Source organism: Thalassobaculum sp. (genome assembly GCF_965223715.1).
In the GTDB taxonomy this organism is placed as follows: domain Bacteria; phylum Pseudomonadota; class Alphaproteobacteria; order Thalassobaculales; family Thalassobaculaceae; genus Thalassobaculum.
In genome coordinates, this window is sequence record NZ_OZ245012.1 from 1,783,643 (window position 1) to 1,802,600 (window position 18,958).

An 18,958-nucleotide genomic window follows, 5' to 3' on the forward strand; every position below is an offset into this window, starting at 1 on the left:
CGACCCCCGGGTCAGGCCCGGGGTTCGCCGGGATGACGAATATGGTGAGGCCGAGACCGGATGCCCCTCACCCCTTCGCATAGGGCGGCGGGGTGTAGTACCGCGGGTACGGGCCGATCGCCGTCATGTCGACCTCCACCAGCGCCGGCCCCGGCACGGCGAGCGCCTCGCTCAGCGCCGCTTCCAGCGCGTCCATCGACCGCACTGGCGTGTAGGGCATGCCGCTGCCCTCGGCCAGGCGCTTCAGGTCCGGCGGAGTCGGGTCGGCGAAGTGGTGGCGGCCGCCATAGAGGCTGTCCTGGATGTGCTTGATCACCCCGAAGCCGCGGTCGTTCATCACCAGGAACACCACATCCGCCCGCTCGTCCGTCGCGGTCCAGAGCTCGCCCAGGTTCATGGCGAAGCCGCCGTCGCCGCTGATGCAGAGCGTCTTGCGGCTTCCCGCCCCCAATGCCGCACCGATGCCCATGGACAGGCCCGGCCCGATCGCCGCTCCCACCGGATACAGCGTGTCGCGCGGCCCGTAGACCTCGAAGGCCCGGTGGCCCCAGGTGGTGTGCGACAGGGTCACGTCGCGCACGAAGATCCCGTCGCGCGGCAGCACCCGGCGCACGATCTCCGGCATGGCGGCATAGCCGTCGAGGAAGGCGCTGTAGGCCGCCTTGGCCGCCTTGCGCGCGGCCGCGATGTCCGAGGCCAGGCCCGGATCGAGGGACAGGCCGCCGGCCAGCCGCTCGGCCAGCGCCGACAGGGTCGCCCCCGCCTCACCGCGTACGAAGAGGTCGGTGCTGTAGGTGCGGCCCTGCGCCTTCGCATCGATATCGATCTGAACCCGGCGGGCCGGCAGCGCCAGCGACTGGTCCTGGGTCTCGTGCCCGCGCAGTCGCGAGCCGGCCACGATCAGCAGGTCGACCGTGTCGAGAAACGACTGGATTTCCGGCAGGCCGGCTCCGGCGGCGAGCGACAGCGAATGATCCTCCGGCACCGCGCCGCGGCCGTTCCAACTGCTGATCACCGGGATGCCGAGATCGACCAGTGCCTGCACCGCCCCGGTTGCGTGCTTCGCCCCATTGCCGATCCAGAGCAGCGGCCGCTTGGCCGATGTCACCATGTCCACCAGGGCCGACAGCGACGCCGCATCGGGCAGTTCGATGGCCGGGCGCGGCAGGGTGAGAGTCTCCAGCTCCGCCGGCCGGGGAATCTCGGCGCGCTGCACGTCGATTGGGATCTCCACGGTGACCGGCCCGGTCGGCGCGGTCATGGCATCCGCCACCGCGCGGGTCAGGATGCCGAGCGCCTGGCCGGGCGACAGGATCCGGTACGAACTCTTGCAGACCGCGCCGAGCATGGCCGACTGGCCCGGCACGTCATGGACCGGCCCCATGTCACGGTCGAGCATCCCGGTCGGCGTCTGGCCGGTGATGTGCAGCAGCGGCGTCGAGGCGAAACCGGCTTCCACCAGCGCCGGCACCGCGTTCGCCGCGCCCGGTCCGGTGCTGGTGATCAGCACGCCGAGCCCGCCATGCACCCGGGCATAGGCATCGGCCATGTGCCCGCCGCCATACTCGCTGCGGGCGGTGACAAAACGCAGGGCGTTGCGGCGGCCGATGGCGTCGAGCGTGGGGATGTTGTGCACCGAGACGATGCCGAACACCGTCTCCACCTCCATGCGCTGCAGGAAATCGGCGACAAGGTCGCCCACCCGATACGTCTCGGCCATGATAGTCCTCCCAGGTGCTTTTTTGGTTTGTTACCGGGAGTATGGCGAGGCTGAAGGTGTCGTGCCTAGGGACGGAATCTGTCCAGCCTGCACGGCTGCAGTGCCTCGTCGGCACGACCGTCCAGAATCTCCGCCGCCGCCAGCCGCCATGACAGTTTCCACCGCCGCCGCCGCCGAAACCCGTTGCGCGGCGGCTGCCGGTTTCTATATCGATCGTTCGGTATAGAAGGAGTCCGACATGCCGCGTCCAGCCACCCCCCGCGAAGAGATCGTCGACCGCCTCGGCGAGGTGTTCCGCCGGCACGGCTATGAGGGGGCGAGCCTGAAGCTGCTGTCCGACGCCACCGGGCTCGGCCGGTCCAGCCTCTATCACTACTTTCCCAACGGGAAGGAGGACATGGCCTCGGCCGTGCTCGACAGCGCGGAGACGTGGATGGCCGAGGAGGTCGCGCCGCTGCTGCAGGGCGATGCACCGCCGCGGGAAAAGGTCCGGGGCCTGGTCGCGGCGCTCGACCGGTTCTATCTAGGCGGCCGTCGCTCCTGCCTGCTGGAACTGTTCGCCATCGGCGATGCGCGCGACGTGTTCGGTGCGCGGGTCTGCCGGCGCCTCGCCGGCCTGCGCGAGGCGCTTGCCGGCGTGGCGCGGGAAAGCGGACACCCGGCAGAAGACGCAACCCGCCGGGCGGAGGACGCGATGATCGCCATCCATGGCGGCCTCGTCGTCTCCCGCGGCCTGAACGACACCGCCCCGTTCCGACGGGTGCTGGACGGGCTCGAGCGGACGCTGATCGTGTAACGCCCTTCGGCATGCCCTCTTGACGTTGCCGCAGGAAAGATTATGTACCGATCGTTCGGTTCATTTCTCATCTCGGAGATCCCATGTCCGCGACCATCAAACTTCACGGCATCCCCCTCTCCGGCCATTGCCACCGGATCGAGCTGGCGCTGTCCCTGCTCGGCCTGCCCTATGAGACCGTGCCGGTCGACCTGCGGGCCGGCGCGCACAAGAAGCCCGAGTTCATCGCCCTCAACCCGTTCGGCCAGGTGCCGGTTCTGGATGACGGCGGCACCGTGATCGCCGACAGCAATGCCATCCTGGCCTATCTCGGCGCGAGGTATGACGACGGCACCCTGATGCCCCGCGATCCGGTCGAGGCGGCCGCGGTGCAGCGCTGGTTCTCGGTCGCCGCCGGCGAGATCCGGTTCGGCCCCGGCGCGGCCCGGCTGGTGAAGGTGTTCGGCGCTCCCCTTGACCATGCCGCCGCCTCCGCCATCGCCGCGCAGATCCTGTCCCTGCTGGACGCCCATCTGGCCGAGCGGGAGTATCTGGCGGCCGGGCGGCTGACCTTCGCGGATGTGGCGATCTACAGCTATGTGGCCCATGCGCCCGAAGGCGATATCGACCTGGCGCCCTACGCCCATGTGCGGCGCTGGCTGGCGCGGCTCGAGGCCCATCCGCGTTTCGTGCCCTTCCCCGCCGCCGCCGATATCCTCGGCTGAGGCCCCCCGCCCCGCGACAGGAGCCTGCCATGTCCGCCCAAGAGCCAAACCCGGCCCCGTTCCATGCGGGGGAACTCGCCATGCAGGAGCGGGCCGGCGTGCGCGACCGCATGGGGGCGGTCGGCGCCCACAACATCCGGCGGTTCATGCCGGACCAGCACCGGCAGTTCTTCACCGAGTTGGACCTGCTGTTCGTCGGGGCGGTCGATGCCGAGGGCCGGCCCTGGGCGACCGTACTGGCGGGCGATCAGGGCTTCATCGCCTCGCCGAGCCGCACCCGCCTGATCGTCGGGCTGCTGCCGGAGCCGGACGATCCGGCCCTCTCCGGGCTGCACGACGGCGCGCCCGTCGGCCTGCTCGGGCTGATGCCTCAGAACCGGCGGCGCAACCGGGCCAATGGACGGATCGCGGCCCTGGGGCTGGGCGGCTTCACCGTGGATGTGCTGGAGAGCTTCGGCAACTGCCCGCAATACATCCGCACACGTACCCGCGAGCCGGCGGCGATCTCGAACCGCCCCACGGCTGAGATCTCAGACGGGATCAGCGACGAGGTCCGCGGACGGATCGAGCGGTCCGATACCTTCTTCATCGCCACCAACGCGCCGGAAGGGGTCGACGTCTCCCACCGGGGCGGGCGGCCGGGTTTCGTGACCGTCGGCGAGGACGGCGCGCTGCTCTGGCCGGATTTTTCGGGCAACAACTTCTTCAACACGCTGGGCAACCTGGCGGTTGACCCGCGGGCCGGCCTGCTGTTCGCCGATTTCGAGAGCGGCGACCTGTTGCAGCTCGCCGGCTCGGCGGAGAGCCTGTGGGACGGCCCGGAGCTCGCGGCGTTTCGAGGAGCGGAGCGCCTGGTCCGGTTCGCGCCGACGACGGTCGTGCTCCGCCGGGGCGTCCTGCCGATCCGGTTCGCACCGCTGGAGCCTTCGCCCGTCCTGGTGGCGACCGGAACCTGGGACGAGGCGGCCCAGACCCGGGCGGCCCTGGCCGAGCGCGATACCTGGCGGCCCTTCACGATCGCCCGGATCGAGGCAGAGAGCGAGACGATCCGCTCCTTCTACCTCACCCCCGCCGATGGCGGTGGGATCGCCCCGCACCGGGCCGGCCAGTACCTGCCGATCCGCCTCACCATTCCCGGCACGCAGAAGCCGCTGCTGCGGACCTATACGGTGTCGGATGCCGCCCAGCCGGGGCATCTGCGGATCAGCGTGAAGCGGGAGGCCGACGGGGCCGCCTCACGCCTCCTGCACGACCGCCTGAAGCCGGGCGACCGGGTGGAGGCGATGGCGCCGCGCGGCGAGTTCGTGCTCGACGCGGAGTCCCGACGGCCGGTGGTCCTGCTGTCGGCCGGGGTCGGCATCACGCCGATGATCGCCATGCTGAACGAGCTGGTCCGCGAGGGCCTGCGTCGGCGCAATCCGCGCGAGGTGTATTTCATCCACGGCGCGCGCGACGGGTCGGAACAGGCCTTCGGCCCGCATCTGCGCCAGCTCGCCCTGCATGCGCCGGGGGTGAACCTGCATATCCGCTTCAGCCGGCCGCGGGCGCAGGATGTGCTCGGCGAGGATTACGCCAGTGTAGGACGGGTCGACCTGGCCCTGCTGCAGGGGCTGCTGCCGTTCGGGGACTACGATTTCTATCTCTGCGGGCCCGGCGGCTTCGTCGCCGACCTGCATGCGGGTCTGCGCGGGCTCAACGTCGCCGCCGAGCGGATCCGGTACGAGTTCTTCGGCCCCTCCTCGCTGCCGAGCGAGGCCCCGGCCTTGATCGACGCCGGGCCGGCCGAGGTTACCTTCGCGGAGAGCGGGAAGACCGTGGGGTGGACGCCGGAGAGCGGGTCCCTGCTGGACCTGGCCGAGGCATCGGGCGTGCCGGTCGACTTCTCCTGCCGCTCGGGCCGCTGCGGCACCTGCGCGGTGAAGGTTCTGTCCGGGAAGGTCGGCTATGCCGAGGTGCCGGAGGCGGTGGTGGCCGGCGGCTACGCGCTCGCCTGCCAGGCCCATCCGCGGGGCCCGGTGAGTTTGGGGGCCTGAGATAGGGGATCGGAAACTTGGGGAGCGGGCGGAGTCATGGTCCTGATTTGCATCAGGACGACGGGAGAGGGCCGGCCAATAAACATCCGTCGTCCTGATGCAAATCAGGACCAAGCCGCGAACGCCGCCACCGCCCAGCGCACGTCGTGTCGAGAGCCACCGTCCCGGCCCTGGAGGATCTCCGGGCCGGGACGACGGGATGGAAAAGGGTTCTGGCCTACGCCGCGACCGGTTCGGTGCCGCACCAGTCGGCGATGAACAGGGCGATGGCCTTGGTCGACTCGCGGATCGACTGGATGCTCACCCGCTCGTCGAAGCCGTGCACGTTCTCCGCATGGGCGCCGTACACAAGGCACGGAATGCCCGCGTAGAGCACGAAGACCCGGCTGTCGATATAGGCCGTGGCGATCCGCTCCTCGAGCTTCGCCCCGGAGACCGCCTCGTGCTGGCGGGCCAGGGTCAGCTCGGCGTCGCTGCCCGGCTCCAGGTCGTAGCCCTCGGTAAAGAAGCCGTTGAACTCGACCTCCGGCGGGCTGTTCGACAGGAACGGATGGTTGGCCGAGGCCTTGCGGATCGTGTCCTCGATGTCGCGGGCCATCTCCTGCGGCTTGAAGCCGGGGAAGTAGGACACCCGGCAGTCGAAGGTGCACCAGGCCGGCACCGACGAGGCCCAGTCGCCGCCCACGATCTTGCCGACGTTCAGGTTCACCGGGTGCTTGGCATCCTTGTAGTTCTTCGTCTCGCCCTTCTTGGCGTTCCAGCGCGCCTCGAGCTCCTTCAGATCCTTCATCAGGTCGTAGGCGGCCAGGATGGCGTTCGAACCGCTGCCGGCGGTCGCCACATGGACCGGGAATCCCCGCACATGGACGCGGAACCAGGTCACGCCCATGACGGCGCGGTTCACATGGCCGGAGGACGGCTCGCTGATCAGGCAGGCATCGGCGGTATAGCCCCGCACCAGCGTGGCGAGCGCGCCGTTGCCGGTGCTCTCCTCTTCGCAGACGCTTTCCAGATGCACCCGGCCCGCGGGCTGCACACCGGCGGCCTTGAGCGCGTCGAGCGCGAACATGTTGGAGACCACGCCGGCCTTCATGTCGCCGGCGCCGCGTCCGTACATCCAGTCACCGTCGATGCGCGGCTGATACGGGTGGCTCGTCCACATGTCAAGGGGGCCTTCCGGCACCACGTCCACATGGCCGTTCAGCACCAGGGAGCGGCCGGTCTCATTGCGCGGACGGTGGGTGCCGACCACGTTCCAGGCATTGGAATAGTCGACCTTGATCGGCGAGAAGCCTTCGTGGTGCTTGATGTCGTCCTCGCGGACCAGCCAGCGGTCGACGGCATAGCCGCGCTTGGCCATGGCCTCGGCCATGAGATCCTGGGCGAGATGTTCCTGGCCGCGGATCGACGGACGGGAGACCAGCTCCTTGGTGAACTCGATCTGGGCATCGAACGCGGCGTCAACCGCATCGGTGATGCGCTTGGCGAGGTCAGGGTCGAGTTTTCCGGGAGCGGAGGCAGTCATCGTACGATCCTTCGGCCGTTGGGAGGGGACTGGCCGAAGGATCGTACGGTGCGCGGCAAGCGCGCAAGACGCGGAAATCGAATTGGTATCAGGCGGCGATATCGACAAGCTGACCGCGCCCGGAACCCGCCGGCGGCGGCGGAGGCGTGGCGGTTGACGAGGCGGTCTGGGAGGTGCGGGTGTTGTCGGTCTCGGTCTCCTCGACCGCGTTCGGCGTGATGTTGGTCGACGCGGACGACTGGGACGGACCCTGAATCCGGACGCCCTGGCCACCGGCCTGCTGGGTCGACTGGCTGCCGCCCTGGCCCGAGCCCTGGGTCGCGCCGGCCGTCTGGCTGGACTGCAGACCCTGGAGCTGGCTAAGAGCCTGGGCGCCCAACCCGGCGCCGCCGCCGATACCACTGATCGCCATAAGTCGTCCTCCTGGAAGCTTTTGCGTTGTTCTGAGCGCAGTATCGCCGGGCGGTCTAAAGATTCGGTAAACGCCGAAACAATTTTTCGGTGTGGTTTGTCACGGGTGCGGCCCGACCCGGCGGTCGGCCGGGACCCAGCGCGCACGCTGGAGCAAGGTCCCGGGCAGCCCCCGGGCCAATCCCGGATTAAATCCGGGACGGGCGCTCCCGGGATGACGGGCAGAGGTGACGGGAGAAAAGTCCGCCTCAATACCCCCCCGCCGTGCGCCCGCGCATCTTGACCAGGCCGAGCACCATGTCGATGGTCGGCGTCGCAACACCGGTCAGCCGGCCGAGTTCCTGGACGGAGGTGACCAGGGCGTCGATCTCCATCGCCCGGCCGCGCTCCAAATCCTGCAGCATCGACGTCTTGTGCGCGCCGACCGCCGCCGCCCCGTCGATCCGTTTGTCCACGTCGATGGCGAACTTCACGCCCAGCGCCTCGCCGACCGCCTGCCCCTCCACCATCATCGCGCGGGCCACGGCGCGGGTCTCCGGATCGCCGCAGATCTGTTCCAGCGTGGCCCCCGTCAGCGCGCTGATCGGGTTGAAGGACAGGTTGCCCCAGAGCTTCACCCAGATCTCGTCGCGGATGCGCGGCCGCACCGGGGCCTTCAGTCCGCCGGCCCGCATCGCCTCGGACAGCGCCTGCACCCGCCCGGTCTTCTCGCCCGACGGCTCGCCCAGGGTGAAGCGGTCGCCGTCCAGATGGGTGATCACCCCCGGCTCCTCGATCTCGCAGGCCGGGTAGACGACGCAGCCGATGGCCCGCTCGGGGCCGAGCGTCTCCCACTGCACCCCGCCCGGATCGACGCTCTCCAGCCGGGTACCCTCCAGATCGCCGCCGAGCCCGTGGAAGTACCACCAGGGCACGCCGTTCACCGCCGTCACCACGGAGGTCTCCTCGTGGAACAGCGCCGTCATCTTCTGCGCCACCGCCGGCACCGAATGGGCCTTCAGCGCCACGATCACATGGTCCTGCGGGCCGAGTTCCGCCGGATCCTCGGCAGCGTTCAGCCGCACCGTCTCGCGCTGCCCGTCCTGCAGCAGGGTCAGGCCGTTCTCCTTGATCGCCGCCAGGTGCGGGCCGCGGGCGACCAGGCTGACCGCGCAGCCGGCCCGCGCCAGGGCCACGCCAAGAAACCCGCCGATCGCCCCGGCACCATAGATGCAGACCCGCATGCCCTATTCCTCCAGGCCGAGCTTCTTGGCCAATCCGATGCGTTGGAGCTTGCCCGTCGCGCCCTTCGGGATCTCGTCCAGGATCACCAGCTTGCGCGGCACCTTGAAGTCGGCGAGCCGGCCGGCGACGAAATCCTTGAGCTCCTGCTCGCTGGCGGACTTGCCCTCGCCCAGCACGACGGCGGCCCCGACCTCCTCGCCGAGCTTGGGATGGGCGACGGCGAAGGTGACCGCCTGGGCGACGGCCTCGTGGTCCATGAGCACCTCGTCGACCTCGCGCGGGGCGATCTTCTCGCCGCCCCGGTTGATGATCTCCTTCAGCCGGCCGGTGATGGAGAGGTAGCCGTCATCGTCCAGCCGCCCCTCGTCGCCGGTACGGAACCAGCGCGCCCCGCCGTCCGGATCGTCGGGGAAGTTCTCGGCATTCGCCTTGGGATTGTTCTCGTAGCCGGCGGTGACGTTGGGGCCGCGGATCACGATCTCGCCCGCCTCACCGGGGGCCGCGAAACGGCCGGCGGCGTCCATCAGCCGGATCTCCGGCCCGGCGGCGATGCCGACGGTGCCGGGCTTGCGGGCGGCGGGCGGCAGCGGGTTGGAAGACATCTGGTGCGAGGCCTCGGTCATGCCGTAGCTCTCGATCACCGGGCAGCCGAAGACGGCCTCCAGTTCGGTCATCACCTGCGGCGGCAGGGAGGAGGAGGACGAGCGGATGAAGCGCAGCTTCATGGCGTCGATCACCTCCTTGTTGCGACCCGCCCGGCCGAGGATCGCCTGGTGCATGGTCGGAACCGCCGTGTACCAGGTCGGCTTCACCTCCTCGAATTGCTGGAAGATGCGCAGGGCGTTGAAGCCCGGCGCGCAATGGACCGACGCGCCGGCCCGCATCGAGGCGCTGACCGCGGCCATCAGCCCATGGATATGGAACAGCGGCATGATGTTGAGACAGCGGTCGCCTCGCTTCAGCGCCAGGGAGCTCGCGATATGCCCGGCAGAGGCGGCGAGGTTGGCGCCGGACAGGGGCACGATCTTCGGCCGCGAGGTGGTGCCCGACGTGTGCAGCACCAGGGCGATGTCGGACGGGTCCGCGGGCGGGGCGCCGTCGGGAACCGACCCGCCCACATCCAGCATGAAGCTGCCGGCCGGGCCGCCCTCGTCCTCGGCGAGCTCGATGACCGTGGCGCCATGCTTCTCGGCGACCTTCCGCGCGGGGGTGTCGTCGCCGGCGGCGAGGATCACCGCCTTGGCCTTCAGGTCGGAGATGTAGAAGTCGAATTCGTCCTCGCGGTAGCCCGGGTTCAGCGGGGCGGCGGTCGCATGGGCGGCGACGGCGAGGAAGCAGGAGGCCATGGCCGGTCCGTTGGCGAGCACGATGCCGACCCGGTCTCCCGGCCCGATCCCGGCCCCGGCCAGCGACCGCCCGGTGGCCTCCACCAGATCGCGCAGCCCGGCATAGGTCAGGTCGACCCGCCCGGGCGCGCCGATCGCCGGATCGCTCGCGGCACCCTGCTGGACCAGTTCGTACACACTCCTCGGCGATGCCATGCGTGTTCCTCCCATGGGTGTCTTTTCTTTGTTGCCCACAGCATGGGACCGAACGAGGGCCGGACGCAACGGCAGGGGTTCGGGGCTCCCCTCACCCCCGCCACCTCTCACTCCCCGGCCTTGTGCCGGGGCAAGCGTCAGGGGCAGTGACGGGCGTCGACGTCTGCAGGCGGTCGGACGCACCACGCGAGCCCTCGGGCTCGCCCCGGCACAAGGCCGGGGAATTGAAGAGTGAAGTCGGGGAGAAGAACTCTGCCCCCGATATTGGCTCAGCTCTGCGGCCTTGCTCTCTCCTTCCATACCACCTCCCACGCCCCGGCCTTGTGCCGGGGCAGGCGTCAGGGGCCGTGACGGGTGTCGACGTCTGCGGTCGGTCGGACGCACAACGCGAGCGCTCGGGCTCGCCCCGGCACAAGGCCGGGGAAATGAAGAGTGAAGTCGGGGAGAAGAACTCTGCCCCCGATATTGGCTCAGCTCTGCGGCCCTAATCTCTCCTTCCACACCACCTCGACACTCCCCGGCCTTGTGCCGGGGCAAGCGTCAGGGGCCGTGACGGGCGTCGACGTCTGCGGGCGGTCGGACGCACCACGCGAGCCTTCGGGCTCGCCCCGGCACAAGGCCGGGGAGTGTCGAGAGGAAGGCGGGTTTGCGCCATAGGCCCTCCCCGCCATCCCGGGAGCGCCCGTCCCGGATTTGATCCGGGATTGATCCGAGGGCTGCCCGGGACCCAGTCGACAAGCCGGTCACGCGGTCCCGGCCCAGGCCCGGATCGGGTCCGGGCCTGTCCGGGATGACGGCGACGTGTGGAAGGCCCTCAGGTGATATGCGCCCCCCGCGTCTCCACATAGACCGCGTAGATCGACTGGCTCGCGGTCATGAACAGCCGGTTGCGCTTGGTGCCGCCGAAGCAGAGGTTGGAGCAGATCTCCGGCAGCTTGATCTGACCGATGCGGTCGCCGTTCGGGGCGAAGATATGGCCCCCGTCATAGCCGTCGCCGACCCAGCCCGCACTCGACCACACATTGCCGTCCTCGTCGCAGCGGATGCCGTCGGCGAAGCCGGTGCGGCCGTCCCATTCCATGCTGGCGAAGGTGCGCGGGTTGATCAGCTTGTCGCCGTCGACGTCGTACTGCCAGATCTGGCTCTTCGCCTCTGGGTAATGCGACACGCCGGTATCGGCGACATAGAGCTTCCTGTAGTCGTGGGAGAAACAGAGGCCGTTCGGCTTGAACGGCTCGTCGGCCACCTGGGTGATGGCGCCGGAATTCGCGTCGATGCGGTAGACCGCCTCCTTGCGGTTCGGCTGTACCGAGCCGGTGTCGAGCCGGTTGCCCTCGTATTCCATCAGCCCGCCATAGCCCGGATCGGTGAACCAAATGGAGCCGTCGTCGGGGTGGACCACCGCGTCGTTCGGCGCGTTGAACTCTCCGCCCTCGAAACCGTCGGCCAGCACCGTGACCGAGCCGTCATACTCGTAGCGCACCACCCGGCGGTTGCCGTGCTCGCAGGAGATCTGGCGGCCACGGTAGTCGAAGGTGTTCCCGTTGGAATTGCCCGACGGGAAGCGGAAGCGGCGGGTGACCTGTCCCTCCTCCTCGACCCAGCGGAGCTGCTCGTTGTTCGGGATGTCGCTCCAGATCAGGTAGCGCCCGACCCCGTTCCAGGCCGGCCCCTCGGCCCAGAGCGTGCCGGTGTAGAGCCGCTGGATCGGCGTGTTGCCGAGCTTGTACTTGAAGCGCGGGTCGAGTGGGATCACGTCCGGCTCCGGATAGCGCACCGGGTCCGCATTCGGTCCGAAATTGCGGGCGAAGGCCTCGGGCGCCATCGCCGTGGTCGCGGCGACCGCCGCCGCCGCGGTCAGGAACCTGCGGCGATCGAGGCCGCCGGAACCGGCCGCGGAAACGGAATCAGAGGGTTGGCCGCTCGACAGCGGCGCTGCACGCTTGGTCATGTCGTCCTCCCGAATATTCTTGTTATCCGGTCGGTCGCCGGTCCTTCGGGCCGGTCGAACCGCCGGTCGGGAGAGCCTACACTATCTTTGCGTGTCGTTCAGGAATTTGACACCGGCTTGATGTCCTGGGTGCCGCGCCGGGCGTCAAGCTCGCTGTCCTCCAGGTCGCAGTGGAGGGCGACAAAGGGGAACTCTGCCTTCACCGCATCGTGCAACCGATGGGCGACGGTCCGCAGGGTGGCGTGGACCGTCTTGCCCGAGCGCAGCTCCGCCACATAGGCCATCTGCCGCAGGTCGTAGACCACCCGGCAGGGTACCAGCAGGCCGAGGGGCAGGTAGTTCTGGCGCTCCTCCTCGGTGGTGTCGAGCGCCTCGGCGGCCGCCCGCAGCTCGGCCATGCGCGGCGCCACCGATGCCCGGGTCGCCTCGGGCAGGCTCTCCAGATACCAGGGGTGGAAGCCGTGGGTCCAGCTCAGCAGCGGCATCTCGCAATAGCCGTTGCGGTGGCGCTGGATGTCGCGGAACGAACCGAAATCGAGCAGGAACTGGCACTCGAAGGAGACGTAGGATCCGGCCCGACGGGGCAGCGGCTCGTATTTCGGCCGGTCGGTGAAGATGCGGCGGTCCAGCAGATCGATGCCGTCGCGGTCGGCGGTGCAGACATAGGCGAAGGCGGGATGGTCCTCCTGGCCGCGGTAATAGGCCTCGCCGCCGGCGGTCATCGCCCGGTAGGCGGACTGGGCGGGGTAGTCCTTGTGGCTGAACGAGCCCGGATATGTCTCCTTAAGCTCGGCCAGGATCTTCGCCGCCGTGTCGCGGGTCTCGGCCAGCGGATGGACCGCCAGGTCGCGCAGGTGATCGGCAGCCTGGCGCAGGTTGGTGGTCCAGGAGAGCTGGGAATGGATCCCGGCCGGCAGGAAGCCGCGGGCGATGTCGAAGGCGCGGGCTTCCAGCGTCTTGGCCCAGACGCCTTCCTTCACCCCTTCCGGGCAGGGACGGGTCGCGGTCAGCTCCGCCAGGGTCTCGGCATTGACCTGGGCGTAGAGGTCGAGCCAGCCGCGGATCACCGCCTGCGAGGCCTCCGAGCCCACCGGATCGCTGTAGCCCTGGGCGGAGAAGTCGAGATAGCGGGTGGAGGTCTCCTGACCGAAATACAGCGGCGTGTCCTGCACCGCCTTGCAGGTCAGGATCGAGACATCCTCGATGAAGATCGTGGTGAAGCCGCAATCGCCAATCGATTCATGGCCGTAGCCCACATAGTAGCTTTCCATGAACTTGCGGAAGCCGCGTTCCTGCACGCGGGCCAGATGGTCGACGACGCTCGCGGCCGACCGGCTGTACAGCGCCTGGAGCATGGCGTTCGCCTCCGGTGCGACGCCGTCCTCGATCACGATCCGCATATCCGCATTCCTTCGCACGGCCCCGCGTGGCACCGGATCGGTGGGCCGCCAACCGATCCGAGCCGCAATATATAGGGTCCTGATTTTGGACGCACCCAAGTCGTAGCGGATACCCGCCTCCCCTCGCTTCACACCGACCGCCCGCCGGTCCGGCGTCGAGAGCCTCGGCCGAATCGCAAGGAAGAGCCGGTTCGCCACGGTCGCAGACAACGCGCGCGGAAGCGGGCGCAGTTGAAAACCGTCACACACGGATAAATCGGCGGAATTCCATTAGAATTAGTTCAATTCTCTTTGATTTGCGGTATGACTTCGGAACTGGTGGGGGACGCTGGAATGCTACAATGAGCGCTGAGGCGAGCAGCTTCGCGAAGGACATCGAGAACATCCCCAGCGCGGCGACTCCGTCGATCGTGCTGGCCTCTCTGATCTCCAATCTGATGGCGACCGGTCTGCCGATCGCCATCCTGATCATCTATGACCGGGTGCTACCGAACGCCTCGGAATACACCCTCAGCCTGCTGACCGCCGGCGTGCTGGGCGCGGTGGCAATCGACGTGATCATCCGCATCGCCCGCGGCGCCATCGTCGGTCACCGGGCGGCGCGCTACAGCCACCGGGCCTTCCTCGGCGTCATGGAGAAGGTGTTCGCCGCCGACCCGCGCAGCTTCCAGGCGGAGTCGACCGCGGTGCATCTGGAGCGGCTGGGGGCGATCGACGCCATCCGGGAATCCCGCGCCGGCTACCTGCCGCAGCTCCTGGTCGATTTCCCGTTCTTCGTCCTGTTCGTGGCCCTGGTCTTTCTGATCGGCGGACCGCTCGGCTTCGTGCTGCTGGCCTTCGTCGGGTTCACCGCCATCGCCGCCATCGTCAGCGGGCTGACCGTGCGCAGCCGCATGGAAGCGCGCCAGGCGAACAACTCGGCCCAGTCCAACTTCCTGATGGAGGTGCTGGGCGGCGTGTCGACGATCAAGTCCTACGCCATGGAGCCGCTGATGAAGCGGCGCTACGAGCGGGTGATGGAGTCGAGTGCCACGATCACCGCCAAGCTGATCCAGGGCAGCACTTCCGCCCAGGCGCTGACCAACCTGGTGACCCAGGCCGCCCAGATCTCCGTCGTGGCCGCCGGCAGCCTCGCGGTGATCAACGGCAGCATGACCATCGGCGGGATCGCCGCCTGCATGCTGCTGACCGGCCGCGCGCTGCAGCCGCTGAACCGCGCCTCCATGCTGTGGAGCCAGTACCAGTCCGTTCGGATCGCCAAGCAGCGCATCCGGGAACTGGCCGCCATGCCGACCATCGACAGCGGTGGCGGCATCGTGCGGGACTCGCTGCACGGCGCCATCGAGTTCCGCGACGTGACGTTCAGCTATTCGAACGGCCGGATGGTGTTCGAGAACCTGACCCTGGCGATCGATGCGGCGGAGACGGTGCTGATCTCGACCCGCGGCAACTGGGGCGGCCGGTCGACCCTGCTGGCGCTCGCCGGCCATATCCTGCTGCCGGATCGGGGCACGGTGCTGTACGACAACGTGGAGGCCGAGGCCTTCGACGACGAGTGGCTGCGCTCCCGCATCGCCTATCTCGGCCCGAACCCGGCCCTGTTCGAGGGCACGATCTTCGACAACATCACCGGGTTCGATCCGTCGCCGGAGCATATCGCGGAGGTCGAGGACGTGGCCGAGGAACTGGGCCTGACCGAGGCGGTGTCGAAGCTGCCCATGGGGTTCCAGACCGAGGTGCGCGCCGGGGCCGGCGACACCCTGCCCGCTTCGATCCGCCAGCAGATCCCGATCGTGCGCGCCCTGGCACGGCTGCCCGACATCGTGCTGATGGACGAGTGCAACTCCAACCTGGACCGGGACGCCGACGACCGGTTCCGCGCCGCACTTGCCCGCCGGCAGACCAGCACCACGATCCTGATGGTCACCCCGCGCCCGTCCTTCCAGGCGCTGGCCCACCGCGAGATCACCATCGGCTCCGACCTTGAGTCCGGCGGCAGCGACGGCGAGGCACCGCCGGTGGAAGTGCATGCCGAGCTGCGCGTCGTCGGGTCGGGAGGGGCCGGATCATGACCACGATGACGGTCCGCGACGGCCTCGCCGACGCCCTGCGCCAGGAGGAGATGGGCCGGTTCGAACTGGCCTCGGACTTCGCGTCCTGCCTGATGCCGCTGCTGACCGCGCTCGGCTGGGTGCCGGACCCGGACAAGCTGCTGCGCGCCCTGCCCCACGTGGCCGAGCGCATCGACCTGATCGACTTCCGCAACGTGCTGGCCGAGCTCGGCTATGTCAGCGTGCGGCACAAGGGCCGGGCCGCCGATATCGACGCACGCCTGACCCCCTGCCTGTTCGTGTCGGAGACCGGCGTGCCGCTGGTGATCCTGACCCGCAGCGGCCGCGAGGTCACCGCCTTCGACAGCCGCAGCCGCGAGGTGGTGCGGTTCCGGGCGTCGAAGGTGATCGGCTACTACTACACCTTCGCCCGCGACGAGCCGGAGGAGGAGTCCGGCGCCCAGGAGACCTCCTTCGTCGGCACCCTATTCCGGAGATTCCGCCGGGAGATCGCCATGGTGGCGATCACCAGCGTGATCGGCTCGCTGTTCGGGGTGGTCGTGCCGATCTTCGTGATGACGGTCTATGACAGCGTCATCCCCGCCGCCTCGCCCGCCAGCCTCTACTGGCTGCTGCCGGGGGTGGCGCTGGCGCTGTTCGTCGATTTCTGCCTGCGCCAGATCCGCGGCGCCTCGGTCGCCCATGTGGCCGGACGGGTCGACTTCCTGCTGTCCACCGAGGCGTTCCGCAAGATCCTCTCCCTGCCGCCCAGCGGGACCGAGGCCAACTCCGTCGGATCGCAGCTCGCCCGCTTCCGCGGCTTCCAAGGCCTGCGCGACGTCATGAACTCGCCGGTCATGACCCTGATCCTGGAGGTGCCGCTGATCCTCACCTCGATCCTGGTCATCGCCGTCATCGCCCAGCCCATCGTCCTGGTGCCGCTGCTGGGCCTGCTCGCCATCGGCCTGCTCGGCGCCCTGTTCGTGCCGTCGATCCAGCGGGCCGAGCGGAGCGCCGCCGCCGCCCGGGCGGCGCGCGACCAGGTGGCCACCGAGGTGATCTCCAAGCAGCGCAGCATCCGCGCCACCGTGATGGGCGGCGCCTTCATGGACCGGCTGCGCCCGCTGTCGGCCCGCACGGCGCTGGAGCGCAACCGGGCGTCGCGGTTGAACACGGTGCTGCAGGCGCTGCTGCACGGTGTGCTGATGGCCACCGGGCTGATGACCCTGTTCTTCGGCGCCGAGGCGGTGATCGACCAGCGCATGACCACGGGCGCGCTGGTCGCCTCCATGGCCCTGGTCTGGCGCATCCTGGTCCCGGCCCAGGTCGGCTGCCAGAGCCTGCCCCGCCTGGTGCAGATGCGCGGCACCATCGCCCAGATCGACCGGCTGATGCGGGCCAAGTCGGAGGACACCACGACCGACGCCCGGGTCTCCGACCACCGCTTCACCTCCAACATCGCCGTGCGCCGCCTGTCCGTGCGCTACAACCAGGAGGCCGACCCCGCCCTGCTGGCGGTCTCCCTGGACGTGAAGCCGGGAGAGATGGTGGCGCTGATCGGGCCGAGCGGGTCGGGCAAGTCCACCCTGCTCAAGGTCATGGCCGGGCTGCTGCGCCCGCAGGCCGGCACGATCTCGTTCGGCGGGGTGGAGATGCGCCATCTGGGTCCGGTCGAGCACCGGCGCAATGTCGGCTACCTGTCCCAGACCACCGACCTGTTCCACGGCACCATCGCCCAGAACCTGCGCCTAGCCCGTCCCGATGCGCCGTTCCAGTCGCTGCGCGACGCCTGCGACCGGGCCGGCGTTCTGGACGAGGTCGAGGCCCTGCCCGAGGGCTTCGAGACCGTGATCGGCGACGAGAAGAGCGTCAGCCTGTCGGAGAGCTTCCGCCAGAAGCTGTCGCTCGCCCGGATCTGGCTGAAGGACAGCCCGGTGATGCTGCTGGACGAGCCGGCGCAGAACCTCGACGACCTCGGCGACGCCGCCCTGACCCGCGAGCTGCAGTCGCTCAAGGGTCACCGCACCATCTTCTTCGTGACGCACCGGCCGAGCGCGATGCGCCTCGCCGACCGCGTCTTCGAGCTCAACCAGGGCCGCCTCACCGAGGCCAAGCGCGACTCCCTGTCGATCTCCGGGATGCAGAACCCATGAGCAACCTCACCGTCTCCCCCCGTCCCGGACGCCCCGTCGGCACGCCCGCCGTGCGCCGCACCTCCTATCTCGCCCAGTCGATCCATCTGGAGGAGAGCAGCTCGCCCCGGCTGATCCGGCTGACGATCCTGCTCATGGCCTTCGCCGTGGCCGGGGCCTTCGCCTGGGCCTCGATGGCCCGGCTCGACCAGGTGGCCCGGGCCGACGGCTCGGTCATCCCGTCGACCAACGTCACCGTGCTGCAGCATCTGGAGGGCGGCATCGTCGAGCAGGTGCTGGTGCGGCCCGGCGACATCGTCGAACCGGGCCAGACGGTGATCCGGATGAGCGGGACCGGTGCCGGCTCGGAGCTGCGCCAGCTACGGACTCGAGAGGCATCGCTGGCGGCCCGGCTGGAGCGTCTCTACGCCCAGATCCAGGACCGCGAGCCCGACTTCTCCCCCTGGCGCGAGGCCTATCCCGAGCTGACCAAGGAGCAGAACGAGCTGCTGGCGGCGAGCCGGGCCACCTCCAAGGACCGCATGCAGCTCTTCGAGGAGCAGCTCAAGGACCAGAACATCGAACTCGCCACCCTGCTGTCCCAGCGCAAGACCATCGAGGACAGCATCAAGCTGATCGAGGAGGAGGAGCGGCTGCGCAAGGAGCTGCTCGACAAGGGCCTGACCCGGCGCTTCACCTATCTCGACGTGCTGCGCGACCTGAACCGCACCCGCGGCCAGTTGGTGCAACTGGAAGGTCTGATCTCGCGCAACCGCCAGGAGATCGCCGAAATCGAGGCGCGGCGGGTGTCGTTCGAGAGCACCAACGACAGCACGGCCCTGGCCGAGATCACCACCATCTCCGCCGAACGGGCCGAGGTGAAGGAGTCGATCAGCCGGTTCGAGGACCGCTTCGCGCGGCTCGACATCACCTCGCCGATCCGCGGCGTGGTGCAGGAACTCGCCGTCACCGCCGCCGGCGCGGTGGTCGCCCCGGGGGCCGCGGTGGCGCAGATCGTGCCGATCGACGACGACTACGTGGTGGAGGTGCTGCTGAACCCGAAGGACGTGGCCTTCGTCGCGCCCGGCCAGGAGGCCACGGTGCGGGTCACGGCCTACGATTTCGCCCAGTTCGGCGGCATGCCGGGCACGGTGGAGCGGATCTCGCCGACCACGGTGACCAGCCCGAACGGCGGCAGCTTCTACACGGTGGTGATCCGCATGGAGCACAACCATTTCGGCGAGGAGCCGGGCAAGCACATGATCCTGCCGGGCATGATCGTCCAGGCGGATATCCGCACCTCGGACCGGACGCTGCTCGATTACCTGGCGAAACCGATCACCCGGGCCTTCCAGATCGGCTTCACGGAACGCTGAGGGAATGGGAGGGGCGCGCCCGTTCGCGCCCCGCACTCTCCCGCATCACCGCTCCCTCGCACCAACTCGCTCGTCTCCCCGGCCTCGCGCCGGG

13 protein-coding genes are annotated in these 18,958 nt (G+C 69.1%); 6 read left to right on the forward strand and 7 right to left on the reverse strand.

Annotation, left to right across the window (positions count from 1 at the left end):
• Positions 1-67 precede the first annotated feature (67 nt).
• Positions 68-1,720: a thiamine pyrophosphate-binding protein gene (locus ACOQOP_RS08310; RefSeq protein ID WP_420565855.1), complete on the reverse strand. Its 1,653-nt coding sequence runs from the start codon at positions 1,718-1,720 to the stop codon at positions 68-70.
• Positions 1,721-1,958: 238 nt separating this feature from the next.
• Between ACOQOP_RS08310 and ACOQOP_RS08315 the strand changes: the two genes are divergently transcribed.
• The 3 genes from ACOQOP_RS08315 (at position 1,959) to ACOQOP_RS08325 (ending at position 5,253) form a co-directional block, all read left to right on the forward strand.
• The gene (locus ACOQOP_RS08315; protein WP_420565856.1) at positions 1,959-2,516 is read left to right on the forward strand and encodes a TetR/AcrR family transcriptional regulator; all 558 of its coding nucleotides are present in this window, start codon (positions 1,959-1,961) and stop codon (positions 2,514-2,516) included.
• A gap of 83 nt (positions 2,517-2,599) precedes the next feature.
• Entirely contained in the window at positions 2,600-3,220 is a 621-nt protein-coding gene (locus tag ACOQOP_RS08320) for a glutathione S-transferase family protein (RefSeq protein ID WP_420565857.1), read from the forward strand.
• A gap of 29 nt (positions 3,221-3,249) precedes the next feature.
• Positions 3,250-5,253, forward strand: coding sequence for a pyridoxamine 5'-phosphate oxidase family protein (locus ACOQOP_RS08325; protein ID WP_420565858.1), 2,004 nt, complete (start codon positions 3,250-3,252; stop codon positions 5,251-5,253).
• 217 nt (positions 5,254-5,470) lie between these two features.
• On the opposite strand, the gene ACOQOP_RS08330 is transcribed toward ACOQOP_RS08325, so the two are convergent.
• The 6 genes from ACOQOP_RS08330 to ACOQOP_RS08355 all read right to left on the reverse strand — a co-directional run bounded on the left by ACOQOP_RS08330 (position 5,471) and on the right by ACOQOP_RS08355 (position 13,305).
• Positions 5,471-6,778 (reverse strand): ArgE/DapE family deacylase, encoded by a 1,308-nt coding sequence (locus ACOQOP_RS08330; protein ID WP_420565859.1) that lies wholly within the window; start codon positions 6,776-6,778, stop codon positions 5,471-5,473.
• An 88-nt stretch (positions 6,779-6,866) separates the two neighbouring features.
• Entirely contained in the window at positions 6,867-7,190 is a 324-nt protein-coding gene (locus ACOQOP_RS08335) for a hypothetical protein (protein ID WP_420565860.1), read from the reverse strand.
• Between the two features lie 247 nt (positions 7,191-7,437).
• On the reverse strand, positions 7,438-8,412 hold the full coding sequence (locus ACOQOP_RS08340; RefSeq protein WP_420565861.1) for a 2-dehydropantoate 2-reductase: 975 nt from the start codon (positions 8,410-8,412) through the stop codon (positions 7,438-7,440).
• 3 nt (positions 8,413-8,415) lie between these two features.
• Positions 8,416-9,954 carry an acyl--CoA ligase gene (locus tag ACOQOP_RS08345; RefSeq protein WP_420565862.1) on the reverse strand — a complete coding sequence of 513 codons (1,539 nt, stop codon included), beginning with the start codon at positions 9,952-9,954 and terminating at the stop codon, positions 8,416-8,418.
• An 814-nt stretch (positions 9,955-10,768) separates the two neighbouring features.
• The gene (locus ACOQOP_RS08350) at positions 10,769-11,905 is read right to left on the reverse strand and encodes an SMP-30/gluconolactonase/LRE family protein (RefSeq protein WP_420565863.1); all 1,137 of its coding nucleotides are present in this window, start codon (positions 11,903-11,905) and stop codon (positions 10,769-10,771) included.
• Positions 11,906-12,003: 98 nt separating this feature from the next.
• Complete coding sequence (locus ACOQOP_RS08355; RefSeq protein WP_420565864.1) at positions 12,004-13,305, reverse strand: FAD-dependent thymidylate synthase; 1,302 nt, start codon at positions 13,303-13,305, stop codon at positions 12,004-12,006.
• 341 nt (positions 13,306-13,646) lie between these two features.
• Between ACOQOP_RS08355 and ACOQOP_RS08360 the strand changes: the two genes are divergently transcribed.
• From ACOQOP_RS08360 to ACOQOP_RS08370, 3 genes are read left to right on the forward strand one after another with little or no spacing between them, the layout of a single operon-like run.
• Positions 13,647-15,377 (forward strand): peptidase domain-containing ABC transporter, encoded by a 1,731-nt coding sequence (locus ACOQOP_RS08360; RefSeq protein ID WP_420565865.1) that lies wholly within the window; start codon positions 13,647-13,649, stop codon positions 15,375-15,377.
• Positions 15,374-17,509 carry a peptidase domain-containing ABC transporter gene (locus ACOQOP_RS08365; RefSeq protein ID WP_420565866.1) on the forward strand — a complete coding sequence of 712 codons (2,136 nt, stop codon included), beginning with the start codon at positions 15,374-15,376 and terminating at the stop codon, positions 17,507-17,509. Before ACOQOP_RS08360 ends, ACOQOP_RS08365 begins: the two co-directional genes overlap by 4 nt.
• Positions 17,506-18,864, forward strand: a complete 1,359-nt coding sequence (locus ACOQOP_RS08370) for an HlyD family type I secretion periplasmic adaptor subunit (protein ID WP_420565867.1) — start codon at positions 17,506-17,508, stop codon at positions 18,862-18,864. Before ACOQOP_RS08365 ends, ACOQOP_RS08370 begins: the two co-directional genes overlap by 4 nt.
• The last annotated feature ends 94 nt before the right edge of the window (positions 18,865-18,958 follow it).

Excerpts from the sequence above, each read along its gene's own strand:
- ACOQOP_RS08365 (WP_420565866.1), top strand. The coding sequence starts at position 15,374 with ATGACCACGATGACGGTCCGCGACGGCCTCGCCGACGCCCTGCGCCAG.
- ACOQOP_RS08320 (WP_420565857.1), top strand. The coding sequence starts at position 2,600 with ATGTCCGCGACCATCAAACTTCACGGCATCCCCCTCTCCGGCCATTGC.
- ACOQOP_RS08325 (WP_420565858.1), top strand. The coding sequence starts at position 3,250 with ATGTCCGCCCAAGAGCCAAACCCGGCCCCGTTCCATGCGGGGGAACTC.
- ACOQOP_RS08330 (WP_420565859.1), bottom strand. The coding sequence starts at position 6,778 with ATGACTGCCTCCGCTCCCGGAAAACTCGACCCTGACCTCGCCAAGCGC.
- ACOQOP_RS08350 (WP_420565863.1), bottom strand. The coding sequence starts at position 11,905 with ATGACCAAGCGTGCAGCGCCGCTGTCGAGCGGCCAACCCTCTGATTCC.
- ACOQOP_RS08370 (WP_420565867.1), top strand. The coding sequence starts at position 17,506 with ATGAGCAACCTCACCGTCTCCCCCCGTCCCGGACGCCCCGTCGGCACG.
- ACOQOP_RS08315 (WP_420565856.1), top strand. The coding sequence starts at position 1,959 with ATGCCGCGTCCAGCCACCCCCCGCGAAGAGATCGTCGACCGCCTCGGC.
- ACOQOP_RS08355 (WP_420565864.1), bottom strand. The coding sequence starts at position 13,305 with ATGCGGATCGTGATCGAGGACGGCGTCGCACCGGAGGCGAACGCCATG.
- ACOQOP_RS08360 (WP_420565865.1), top strand. The coding sequence starts at position 13,647 with ATGAGCGCTGAGGCGAGCAGCTTCGCGAAGGACATCGAGAACATCCCC.
- ACOQOP_RS08335 (WP_420565860.1), bottom strand. The coding sequence starts at position 7,190 with ATGGCGATCAGTGGTATCGGCGGCGGCGCCGGGTTGGGCGCCCAGGCT.
- ACOQOP_RS08340 (WP_420565861.1), bottom strand. The coding sequence starts at position 8,412 with ATGCGGGTCTGCATCTATGGTGCCGGGGCGATCGGCGGGTTTCTTGGC.
- ACOQOP_RS08310 (WP_420565855.1), bottom strand. The coding sequence starts at position 1,720 with ATGGCCGAGACGTATCGGGTGGGCGACCTTGTCGCCGATTTCCTGCAG.
- ACOQOP_RS08345 (WP_420565862.1), bottom strand. The coding sequence starts at position 9,954 with ATGGCATCGCCGAGGAGTGTGTACGAACTGGTCCAGCAGGGTGCCGCG.